This is a genomic window from Caulobacter sp. CCNWLW153, from assembly GCF_036889365.1.
Lineage (GTDB): Bacteria > Pseudomonadota > Alphaproteobacteria > Caulobacterales > Caulobacteraceae > Caulobacter > Caulobacter radicis.
This window is the reverse complement of the sequence record NZ_JBAKFV010000011.1, coordinates 151,113-163,367: the sequence shown is the minus strand read 5'-3', so window position 1 is coordinate 163,367 and position 12,255 is coordinate 151,113. Positions and strand designations below refer to the sequence as shown.

Sequence of the window (12,255 nt, the reverse complement as noted above, 5' to 3'; positions counted from 1 at the left end):
CGAAAGGGGCCTGGAGCGACGAGGGACGCCCGCCTGTGCGGGCGTCCCTTTTCTTTTGCGCACGCCGTCAATCTGCGTGCATTTGCGTAAATGCACGCAAAGGTTGCTTGCTGCGTCTTCCTGAGATATGTTCGCCCGTCATCTTCGCTTTACAGATTTCATCTGGGCGAGTTCCCCATCCGCATGAATCTTGCCTGGATTTCAGCCTGAAAGGTTGTTCCGCATGACTCGGGTGTACGATCACAATTTCAAGGCAAATATTACGGTAGATCCGAAGGATCAGGTTCGCGGTATTAGTTATGTGGACGAATATCCGGTGCTGGAAAAGCTTCGGGGGCGCGAGGCGGCCGCGGCTCATCTTCGCGGGATATCTCCCAACCTGGGGATCGGCGTCGAGACGCTGCGCACGATGGACCAGCCCGTGGGCTACCACGACCCCAGGGACCAGAAGGCGGAATACCGGTTGGGCGAGGAGAAGGCCGCCTTCGACACCACGACCTATGGCTGGCGACAGACCTATCTGAACGTGCCGGTGTGGGGCGCGGGGCTGACCACCACCCTCAAGCACGGGCCCGCGCGCGTGCTGGGCGTGACCAACACCAGCGAGAGCGACATCGACGCCAAGCTGCCGTCGGCCAAGGCCATAGAGCGCTTCAGGGACCTGTTCCGCACCGGCGAGAAGGTCGATCCCGAACTCCTGGCGCCGGCCAGGACCAGCGAGGAGGCCAAGGCCAGGCAGGCCAAGCCGGCCGAACCCATCGGCCTGGCCGAGGTGCTGGGCGCCGAGACCAAGGGCGCGACCACCGGCAAGGCCGCGACGAAGCTGATCCGGGGCCGGTTCTACGTCTATCGCTACGACCCCAGGACGCGCCTGGACGACTTCCCGCAGGAGCATGGCGAGCCCAAGGGCGAGATCCCCCGCGTCGCCGCGGCCGGCGCGCACGCCGATGTTCACCCGACGCTGCCCCTGCCCGACGTGCCCACCGCCATCCGGCCGGGGCACTGGTACCTGGTGGCGGAGCTCATCTTCCGCGCCCCCTGGAACGGCCAGCCGATCAACTGGCGAGCGCTGGTCGAGATCGAGACCGGCGCCATTCTCTACCTTCGGGGGCTGACGTCGAACGTCAACGGACTGGTCTTCGACCGCGACCCGATCACCACCTCGGGCAACGCCGCCAACGGCCCCTCGGCCAACAACGCCACGCTGAGCGCCGCCGCGCTGCGCACCAGCGTGACCCTGCCCGGCCTGACCGCGCCGGGACCGGGCCTGGAGCAGGCGCTGAGCGGCAACTTCGTCCGCATCTCGGACTTCGAACTGGCGACCGTCGCGCCCCCGACCCGGCCCGTCGGCAGCAATTTCGACTACGACTCGCGCACCAACCACTTCGCGGCGGTCAACGCATACTATCACTGCGACCGGTTCTTCAGGCTCTGCGAGGACCTGGGCTTCACGATCAGCAGCTATTTCGGCGGCACGACCTTTCCGATCCCGGTCGATCATCGCGGACGCTACGGATCGGCCGACGGCATCGAGCGCAACGCCTCGTGCGGCGGCGACGGCGACGGGATAGCCAGCGTCGATTTCGAACTGGCCGACCTGGGCGACCTGGCCAACCCGATCGGCATCGCCGCCGACTGGCGCGTGGTGCTGCACGAACTGGGCGGCCACGGCATCCTCTATGATCACGTGAACACGGCCAATTTCGGCTTTGCGCACAGCGCCGGCGACAGCCTGGCGGTGATCCTCAACGACCCGGAGACGGCGGCCACGGACCGGTTCGAGTCCTATCCGTGGGTCAACTTCATCGGCCGCCGTCACGACCGCAGCGTCGCGGCGGGCTGGGGATGGGGCGGGGCCAGCGACACCGGCGGCTATGCGAGCGAGCAGATCCTGGCGACCAGCCATTTCAGGGCCTATCGCTCGATCGGCGGCGACTCCGGCGATCTTGGCCGGCGCAAGTTCGCGGCCCGCTGCATGGCCTATCTCATCCTGCGCGGCGTGGGCACGCTGACGCCAGCCAGCAACCCGTCCTCGCCGGCCCTGTTCCTGGACGCCCTGCTGGCCGCCGACGCCGGCGACTGGACGTCGGAGGGCCTCTACGGCGGCGCCTACGGCAAGGTGCTGACCTGGGCGTTCGAGAAGCAGAACCTGAACGGCGGCGCGCCGCCGGCCGTCGACGTCTATATCGACGACGGCCGCAGCGGGGAGTACCTGCCGTATCTCGCGGCGCACTGGGCGACGACGACCATCTGGAACCGCCGCAGCGCCGACGGGCTGGCCGGGCACCAGGAGCCGGCGCTGGACGAGACCAACTACGCCTATGTGAAGGTCCGCAACCGCGGGACCTCGCCGGCCAGCAACGTCGTGGTCAAGGCCTATCACTGCAAGCCCTCGGCGGGGGTGCTGTGGCCCAACGACCTGCAACCGATGACGACGCCGCAACTGGCGGTGGGGACGCTGGCCGCCAATGACACCGAGGAGAAGATCGTCGGCCCCTTCTCCTGGACGCCGGTGACCAACACCTGGGGCCACGACTGCATGCTGATGATCGTCTCGGCGACGGGCGACCCGAGCAATGTCGACAAGTTCACGGCCGGCGAGGTGGTGCAGGACTGGCGGCTGGTTCCCAACGACAACAACGTCGCCCAGCGCAACGTCACCCTGGTGCCGGGCGGCGGCGGCGTCCGCGGCCTGATGGCCGGTCTGCACGGCAAGGGTTTCTGGGTCGGCAATCCGCAGAGGGTCTCGGCCCTGGTCGAGGTCTCGGTGGCCCTGCCGCCGCTGCTGGCGCGGAGGGGATGGCGGATCGACATCAAGGGCCTGCCGGCGGAAGGCGCCCGGCTGAAGGCCGGCGAGTCGCGGCTGGTGACCTTCGAAATCCAGGCGGGGGCCGCCTTCACGGCCTCGGACGCCGCCGAGGCGGGTGAGCGCGACATCGTCGTGACGGCCAGGGCCGGCGGCGAGGTCATCGGCGGCATGGTCTACAAGATCGATCCCGACATCGAGGCGCCGTTCAACGAGGGCAAGGGCGAGCGCAAGTCGAACGCCTGCGTCGAGCAGGCAGCGCGACTGCTCGACTGTCTCGATCTTCCCGGAGACGACCTCAAGAGCGTGAAGGTGCGCCGCATCACCATCGATCTGGAGATGAAGGACAAGGACGGCTGCTGCTAGCCGGCGGCGTCCGCGGCGGCGTCCGGGGCGGCGAACCGGAGCGGGGCGGCGAACGTTGATGCCCCGCGACCGGCTCCGCTCGGGCCGGACCTTCGGGAGTCCGCCGTGATCTATGTGACCCGCGCCGTCTTCGCCGGCGCCAGCCTGCTGCTGATGCTGGCGGCCATGAGCCTGGTGGCCCTGGGGATCAACGAGGCGATCGCCGGCGTGCGCAATCCCGAGCAGTCGGGCGCGGAGGCGGTGCTGGACGTGCTGGGCTACATCATCGTGGCGATCGCCGTGTTCGACGTGGCCAAGTACCTGTTCGAGGACGAGGTGCGGCGCGACAGCGAAAGACGCAGCGCGGCCGAGGCCCGGCGCAGCCTGACCAAGTTCCTGTCGACCATCGTCATCGCCCTGTTCCTCGAGGCGCTGGTGGTGGTGTTCAAGACCGCGCGGGGCGATGTCTCCCAGCTGGTCTACCCGACCATGCTGCTGGTCGCCTCGGTGCTGGTCCTTGTGGGGCTGGGCGCCTACCAGCGCTTCTCGGCCGCGGTCGAGGAGAAGGTCGGCGAAGACGACGACGCCGAGGACCGCAAAGACAAAAGCCGCCGACGCGGACGCGCCGGCGGCTGAAGGTTGCTGGCGGTGAGGCCGGTCAGAAGGCCCACTGCACGCCAAGCAGGGCCGACTGGCGGCCGCCGTCGCCGAACTCGCCGGCGTAGCGGGCCGAGACCGAGACGTTCGGCTTGACCCGATAGCTCACGCCGGCCCCGGCCGTGGCCAGGGTGTCGGCGCGGGCGACGCCGACCGCACGCAGCTGGACGCCGCCAAGGCTGGCCGTCGAGCTGACGCCGTCGCCGTCGACCAGGCTGCGCAGACCGAGCGAGGCGTACGGGCGCAGGCGCGCGTCCGCCGCCTGGCCGCCGATCAGGGTGACCTGGGCGTCGACGAACAGGCTGGAGAGGCGCTCCTTGTTCACCGACAGGGCGAAGGCCCCGCCGCCGGTCTCGCTGACCGCCGCGCGCTGCGCCTGGATCCAGCTGACGCCGACGCTGGGCGCCAGCAGCCAGTCGCCGTTCAGGGCGGCGGCGTAGGTCAGGTTGAGGTCGGCCGACCAGGTCTTGAGCTTGTAGTCCTCGGCGCTGGCCGAGGCCCCGCCCGGCAGGGCGCGGCGGGTGTCGGCCTCGGCGCTGTCGTGGGCCAGGACGCCGCCCAGGGCGAAGGCGCCGAAGCCGAGGCCGCCCTGCACGCCGGCCACGAAGCTGCGGGTCTCGGTGCGGGCGTCCAGGCCGCCCAGGCGCTCGCGACCGTCGAGATAGCCGACGAAGCCGCCGGCCCAGGCCTGGCGGGCGCCGTAGCCGACGCCGGCCAGCACGCCGGCGCCGTCGACCTTGCCGCCGGCCACGCCCTCGGCGGCGTCGCCGTCCAGGGTGCGGCGGTTGAGCATGGCCTGGCCGAAGCCGAACAGGCCGGCGGTCTCGGGCGCCGAGGCCGACTGGGCGCGGGCGGCGTCGACGATGGTCAGGCCGTTCTCGGTTCCCAGCTGCAGGGCCGAGGCGTAGGCCTGCGGCGTGACGCGGATCAGGGCGGCGCCGTCGCTGCGGCCGGTCGAGGCCAGGGTCAGGGTCGGCATGGCCGCGACCAGGGTCGCGCTGGCCGTGTTGGCCACGATCGCGGCGTTGAACGCGCCGACGGCGTCGGCGGCCTGGCCGGGCAGGCTCTGGTCGTTGATGAACAGGCCGACGGCCTGCAGGCGATCGGAGCTCTGGCGCAGGTGGACGTTCAGCGCCTGCGCCCCCTCGACGCTGGTGAAGCGGCCGGTGAGGCCGCCGCCGGCCGTGATCAGGTCAAGCGTGCGGCCCGGGGCCAGCAGCTTGTCGCCCACCAGCTTGAGGGTGGTGTTCGAGGCGATCGATACCGCGCCCGAGACGTCCAGCCTGTCGCTGGTCGCGCCCAGTTCGAACACCGCCGACGAACCGCTCGCCATGGTCAGGTTGCCGGTGAGCGTCATCGTGCCGGGCGAGGCGCCGGGGCTGAGCACGCCGTTGACGGTGACGTTGCCGACCACCGACCCGGCCGAGCCGAAGGTCGCGCCGCTCTGCACCAGGATGTTGGCGGCCGACAGGCGCGAGCCGGCCAGGCCGATCAGCCGGCCGCCCGCCACGGTGACGCTGTCGAAGCCGTAGTCGCCCGCCAGCGAGACGACGCCCGACTGAAGGCTGAGGGCCTCGAAGCCGGTGAAGGCGGTCGAGCCCAGCGCGATCGGGGCCGCTTCGGTTCCGCCGAGCGCCAGTTCGAGGCGGTCGTAGCCGGCCCCGCCGCTGGCGCCGCCGGTGAAGCTCGAGCCCGACAGCAGGCGCAGGACGTCGTCGCCCGCGCCCAGGTCGAGGGCGCCGGCGAACTGGCCGGCCACGGTGACCAGGTTGTTGTCGCCGCTCATCTGGACCGATCCCGTCGACAGGCCCGCGCCGGCGCCGACGTTCAGCGTCAGGCTGGAGGTGAGCAGGCGGTCGAACCTGGCCGAGCCGGTGAAGTTCAGCGCGCCCGTGCCCGTGACCTGAAGGGTCTCGAACTGCTGCAGCTGCGCGCCGTCGAGGGTCAGGTCGGAGAGCAGGTCGATGCGGACGAGATCCGAGCCCGCGCCGCCGAACACCTGGCCCTCCAGGCGACCGCCGGCCTGCAGATGCAGGTTGTCGTCGCCGGCCCCCAGGTCGATCGCGCCCTTCAGCACGCCGCCCGACAGCACGGTCAGGGTCTGGGCGCCGTCGCCGAAAGCGATCTTCTCGCCGCTGGCGCCGAGCGCGCCGGCCACCGACAGCGAACCGCTCGCGACGTCGATGCGCTCGAAGCCGCTGACCACGCCGGTCAGCAGCGCCGGGCCCGCGGCGGTCAGGGTCAGGACGTCGTCGCCCAGGCCGCCGTCCTTGACGCCGGCGATGGTGGCGGCGGCCAGGGTGAGGCGATCGGCGCCGCCGCCCAGCCGGATGTCGGCCACGTCGCCGTCGAGGGTCACGCTTTCGTCCGCGTCGCCGCCGAGGATCGCGCCGACGGTGAAGCCGTTCAGGGCCAGGTTCACGCCCGCGCCGTCGAGGGCGACGCTGTCCCAGTTCTGGTCGAGGGTCAGGCCGAGCACGCCCGAGCCGCTGACGCCCAGGCGCTCGAAGCCCGTGCGGGCGCGCAGCCCGGCGTGATCGCCCGCCAGCTCCAGCAGGAAGGTGTCGACGCCGAGGCCGCCGTCCAGCACGCCCGCGAGGGTGGCGCCGGCGCGTTCGGTATAGGTGTCGTCGCCGGAGCCCAGCAGGACCGAGCCGCCGATGGCGCCGCGATTGACCACGCTGTCGGCGCCGCCGCCCAGCGACAGGCCGCCCGACACCGAGCCCTCGATCGTGATCCGCTCCTGCGACGCCGAGCCGACGAACGACAGCGGGCCCGAGGTGTTCACGGTGGTCCCGGCCAGGACCTTGGCGCCGCCGCCGGCCAGGTTGATCGGACCCGGCGTGAAGCGGCCCGAATAGGTCAGCTCGCCGTCGCCGATCTGGGTGTAGCGCTCGAAGTTGATGAAGTTGGCGCCGTCGACCGAGCCGCCGCCGGTGGAGTCGATGGTCAGCGTGTCGAGGCCCGCGCCGGCGTCGACGATCCCGGTCATCGTGGCTCCGACCCACTGCACGAAGGTGTCGTTGCCGTCGCGCAGGTAGACCGGGCCCCGGATGGTTCCGTAGTTCTCGATGCGGTCGTCGCCCGAGCCCATGTCGATGATGCCGACGATGGTTCCGTCGTTGCGCAGCGTGTCGGCGTGGTAGGAGGCGTTGATCGCGGCGGTCTGGGCCTCGATCAGGCCGCCGGCGCCATTGACGATCGTCACCGGCGCGAAGTTGCCCTGGATGGCCGTACCGCCGGTGCTGCGGATGACGCCGGTGTTCTCGACGTTCACCTGGGTGGAATAGTTCCCCGACGAGACGGCGACGCCGGCGACCTCGATGACGCCGCTGTTCTCCAGCTTGCCGACGGCCTGCACGCCGGCCGCCGTGCGGCCGCCCTCGGCCTGGCGGATCTCGCCGGTGTTGACGACCGTGCCGGCGCCGAACACGCCGACGCCGCCGTCCAGCGTGATCGTGCCGGAGTTGGTGACGGTGTCGCCATAGGCGACGGCCGCCGCGGGCGTCGTTCCCCCCCAAGCCGGCGGCGCCGCCGTGACATGGATCGTGCCGACGTTCTCGAAGCTGGAGTTCCCCAACAGGCTGACCGCCGCCGAGCCGTAGTAGCTGTAGTAGAGTTCCGTGAAGTTCAGCGCGCCGCGGCTGGTGAGGTTCACCTTGCTGGCCTCGCCCCAGGTCCCGTACGGCTCGGTTACGCGGATGGCGCCGCCGGTCGTGGTGATGTCGGCCGTCAGGTCGACGGCGCCGTTGCCGGAGATGGTGACCATGGCGGCCAGCGGCTTGTCGATCACGGCCTCGACCTTGGCGCCGTCCCGCAGTTCGAAGCCCGCGGTGTCGAAGCCGGTCGGCAGTTCGAGGTTCACCTTGGCGTCCTGGCCCGCGCGAAGGACCAGCCGATCTTCGCCCGCTCCGCCATCGATCGCGCCGGTGAGGAAGGCGAGCTTGCCGTCCTTCAAGCGGTCGAGGTCGGTGATCAGGGTGTCGGCGTCGTTGCTGAAGGTCAGCGAGCCGTTCAGCAAGCCGCCATCGTCGATGTAGGTCCCGCCCCCCGTGAAGATGACGTCGCCGTTGATGGTCCCGGCGTTGCTGACGATGCCGCCCGAGCCCGCGCGCACCCCGCCCTTGGAGCCGGTGACCACGCCGCCGGCCAGATTGTCCAGGCGCGAGGAGCTGTCGAGCAGCACGCCAACGCCGTTGGTTCCGGTGATCGCGCCGCTGTTGGCGAGGATCACGTACGACACGTGCACGCCGCTCGACGCGCCTTCGATCTGGCCCTCGTTCGTCGAGGTGGTGGTCATCACCACGCCGCCGCCCAGGCTGACATAGACGCCCCGGTCGCCGCTGGAGCGGATGGTCCCGGTGTTGCGGAACGGCGAACCGCTGACATAGAGCGCCGTGCCCACGGCGTTGATCGAGCCGTGGTTGACGAAGCCTTCGACGTCGTAGTTCAGCGAGGCGACGACGCCGGCGCCGCTGGAGACGATCGAGCCGTTGTTGATGAAGCTTTTCAGGTTCGACAGGTTGATCGCCGCTGGCCCGTAGTAGCCCGGCGAGGGCGGGGCGACCGTGCTGGTGATCGAGCCGTTGTTGATGAACGACAGGCCGTTGTCGCCGGACCCGTAGTAGTTGCTGTCGTAGTAGGTCCCGAAGGCCGTGCCGGTCGAGGTGACCGCGCCGTTGGAGACCAGCGAGCCGTAGCCGGTCACCAGCATGTCGGGCGCCTCGCCGTCGAGGGTGAGCACGACGTCCCTGGCCAGGGTCAGGCGCCAGTCCTGGAAGCCGACATAGCCCGCGCCGGGCAGGGTCGCGCCCAGGGTGAAGCTCTGGTCTACCAGGAAGTTCAAGGTGTTGCGGCCGGCGCCGCCGTCGACCCGACCGGTGATCTCGCGGAAGCGGCCGGTCGTGGCGTCGAGCGTGCCCGACACGGTGTCGTCGCCGGAACCGAGCAGCACGTCGCCCTGGATCGTGCCGCCGGTCGTGTTGACGGTGGTCTGGTAGTAAGCGCCCGTCGAGACGAACGAGCCGATGATCGAACCACGGTTGTAGAGGCTGGCTCCGGCGCTGCGGATCGCCACGGCGCCGGCGCTGGAGATGACGCCGCCGGCGTTGTTGGTCACGCCCGCGCTGCTATCGACGTCCAGGGCCAGGCCGGAGCCGGCGTTGGCGATCACGCCGCTGTTGTTGATGGTGGTGTTGAAGGTCGCCGTGACCGTCGCGGCGGCGCTGTTGGAGCGGATCTGTCCGGTGTTGGTCAGCCGCTGGAGATAGCCGTAGTAGCTGGAACCGGAGGGCCGGCCGATGGCCGCGTTCGAGCCGCCGTCGATCACGCCGGCGTTGGTGATGGCGTCCACCGGCGCCAGTATGCCGCCGATGAAGCCGGTGGCGTTGTTGGTAATCGTGTAGAAGCCGCCGCTGCTCGTGCTGGCGCTGACGATGGCCGGCCCCGAGGTCGATCGGATCGTGCCGCTGTTGTTCAGCGTCGAGTACAGGGATCCCTGATAGAGCGACGTCGGAAAGCGGATGGCGGTCGCGCCCTCGATCACGCCGTTGGCGCCGACGGTGATGTTCAGCTGCGACGGGGGGATGTACACCGCCGGATTGTTGTTGTGCTCGATGACGAGGCCCGCCGCCGAGCCGCCCGAGATCACGCCCTGGACGTCGAGCGTGGCGTAGGTCCCGCTGGAGCCTTGCGGCGTGAAGACCCGCAGGGCGGCGACGTCGCCCGAGGCGGCCGAAAGGCTGGCGCCGGAGGCCACGATGATGCGGCTGGACCTGTCGATCGTCAGGCCGCCGACCGTGGCGCCGGTGCAGGTGGTGACGCCGTTCAGGACGATGGGCAGGGGCGAGCAGGCCGCCCAGGCCGAGCTTCCCACGCCCGCGGCCAGGGCCGCCAGGCTGCAACCGAGCAGGCGCGCGCGCAGGCTCCGCGCCTTGAGACCATTCAACTGAAGCATGTACGCCCCCCGGGACATCAACTGAGATGGCGTCTAGCTTTGCCGTGAAGCAACGTCCAGATGCTCCGGGATATATCCTCGCGCCCTGGTCAGTTCCTGCACGCGGTGGGCCGGATATGAAACGGGGCGCGGGCCTTTCGACCAGCGCCCCGGAGATCGACGTCCTGTCGCCGTCTACTTCAGGTCAAGCCGGTCGGCGTTCATGACCTTGTTCCAGGCCGCCACGAAGTCGGTGACGAACTTGTCCTGGGCGTCGGCCGAGCCGTAGACCTCGGCCAGGGCCCGAAGCTCGGCGTGGGAGCCGAAGATCAGGTCGACGCGGGTGGCGGTCCAGCGGGCGTCGCCGCCGGTCCGGGGGGCGCCGGCGAAGGCGTTGACCGCCGTCGGGTTCCAGGTCGTGCCCATGTCGAGCAGGTTGACGAAGAAGTCGTTGCTCAGCACGCCCGGATGCTCGGTGAACACCCCGGCCTTGGAGCCGCCGGCGTTGGCGCCCAGCACCCGCAGACCGCCGACCAGGACGGTCATTTCGGGCGCCGAGAGCCGCAGCAGTTGGGCGCGGTCGACCAGGGCCTCCTCTGGGGCCATGAACTGGGTCCCTTCGCGGCGATAGTTGCGGAAGCCGTCGGACAGCGGCTCCAGCGGATCGAAGCTGTCGGCGTCGGTCTGCTCGGCCGAGGCGTCGGCGCGCCCGGGGACGAAGGGCACGCTGATCCGCGAGCCGGCCGCCTTGGCGCCTTCCTCGACGGCCGTGGCGCCGCCCAGCACGATCAGGTCGGCCAGCGAGATCTTCTTGCCGCCTTCGGCGCCGGCGTCGAACTTCGCCTTGATGCCTTCCAGTACGCCGAGGACCTTGGCCAGGGTGGGCGGGTCGTTGACCTCCCAGTCCTTCTGCGGGGCCAGGCGGATGCGGGCGCCGTTGGCCCCGCCGCGCTTGTCCGAGCCCCGGTAGGTCGAGGCCGAGGCCCAGGCCGCCGAGACCAGTTCGGAGATCGACAGGCCCGAGGCCAGGATCTGGCGCTTCAGCTCGGCGACGTCGGCGCCGTCGACCAGCGGATGGTCGACGTCCGGGATCGGGTCCTGCCAGATCAGGGTCTCTTCCGGCACGAGCGGGCCGAGGTAGCGCTGCTTGGGGCCCATGTCGCGGTGGGTCAGCTTGAACCAGGCGCGGGCGAAGGCGTCGGCGAACTGGTCGGGGTTCTCCAGGAACCGGCGCGAGATCTTCTCGTATTCCGGGTCGAAGCGCAGGGCGAGGTCGGTGGTCAGCATCCGCGGCACGTGCGTCTTGGACGCGTCGTAGGCGTCGGGGATGTCGGCCGGGGCGTCCTTGGCCCGCCATTGCTTGGCGCCGGCGGGGCTTTCGTGCAGCTCCCACTCGAACTTGAAGAGGTTCTCGAAGAAGTGGTTGCTCCACTTCGTCGGGGTCTGGGTCCAGATCACTTCCGGCCCGCCGGTGATGGCGTCGGCGCCGATCCCCGTGCCGTGCTTGCTGCTCCAGCCCAGCCCTTGCGCCTCGATCTCGCCGCCCTCGGGCTCGGCGCCGACGAAGGACGGATCGCCCGCGCCGTGGGTCTTGCCGAAGCTGTGGCCGCCGGCGATCAGGGCGACGGTTTCCTCGTCGTTCATGGCCATGCGGGCGAAGGTGTCGCGGATGTCGCGCGCGGCCGCCTTCGGGTCGGGATTGCCGTTGGGGCCTTCGGGATTGACGTAGATCAGGCCCATCTGCACCGCGCCCAGGGACGGATGCAGCTGGCGCTCGCCGCTGTAGCGCTCGTCGCCGAGCCAGCTGCCTTCAGGACCCCAGTAGAGCTCCTCGGGCTCCCACTGGTCGGCGCGGCCGCCGCCGAAGCCGAAGGTCTTGAAGCCCATGGATTCCAGGGCGACGTTGCCCACGAGCACGTAGAGGTCGGCCCACGAGAGCTTGGCGCCGTACTTCTGCTTGATCGGCCACAGCAGGCGGCGGGCCTTGTCGAGATTGGCGTTGTCGGGCCAGCTGTTGAGCGGGGCGAAGCGCTGCTGGCCGCCGCCGGCGCCGCCGCGGCCGTCGCTGGTGCGATAGGTGCCGGCGCTGTGCCAGGCCAGGCGGATGAAGAGGCCGCCATAGTGGCCGAAGTCGGCGGGCCACCAGTCCTGGCTGTCGGTCATCAGCGCGTGCAGGTCGGCGATCACCGCATTGAGGTCGAGGCTGTGGAAGGCCTGCGCGTAGTCGAAGGACGCGCCGAGCGGATTGGAGCGTGGATTGTGCTGGTTCAGGCTTTCGAGGCTGAGGTGCTGGGGCCACCAGTCGCGGTTCGCTCGTCCGCGGCCATGGCCGACCGGGCACTGGCCCTGCGCTTTAGGATCGACGTTCCCATCCATTGTCGGCTTCCTCCGGTTGGCTTGTTGCGTTCGCCATTTCCCCCGTCGGGCCTAGTCAACGCGCCCTTTCAGCCATTGGTACAATTGATTGTTCCTATCGCTTCGATAGACGCGGCCAACCCTTGCCGATCGTTTC

General features: G+C 70.0%; 4 protein-coding genes. 2 read left to right on the top strand and 2 right to left on the bottom strand.

The annotated features are described in order from the left end of the window. The first annotated feature begins 301 nt into the window (after positions 1 to 301). Positions 302 to 3,172, top strand: a complete 2,871-nt coding sequence (locus tag V6S85_RS17590) for a hypothetical protein (protein WP_334349740.1) — start codon at positions 302 to 304, stop codon at positions 3,170 to 3,172. A gap of 105 nt (positions 3,173 to 3,277) precedes the next feature. Further along, positions 3,278 to 3,787 carry a GNAT family acetyltransferase gene (locus tag V6S85_RS17585; RefSeq protein WP_116566606.1) on the top strand — a complete coding sequence of 170 codons (510 nt, stop codon included), beginning with the start codon at positions 3,278 to 3,280 and terminating at the stop codon, positions 3,785 to 3,787. 22 nt (positions 3,788 to 3,809) lie between these two features. On the opposite strand, the gene V6S85_RS17580 is transcribed toward V6S85_RS17585, so the two are convergent. After that, entirely contained in the window at positions 3,810 to 9,764 is a 5,955-nt protein-coding gene (locus tag V6S85_RS17580; RefSeq protein ID WP_334349739.1) for a hypothetical protein, read from the bottom strand. Between the two features lie 174 nt (positions 9,765 to 9,938). After that, positions 9,939 to 12,119 carry a catalase/peroxidase HPI gene (katG, locus tag V6S85_RS17575; RefSeq protein WP_116566602.1) on the bottom strand — a complete coding sequence of 727 codons (2,181 nt, stop codon included), beginning with the start codon at positions 12,117 to 12,119 and terminating at the stop codon, positions 9,939 to 9,941. Positions 12,120 to 12,255: the final 136 nt, after the last annotated feature.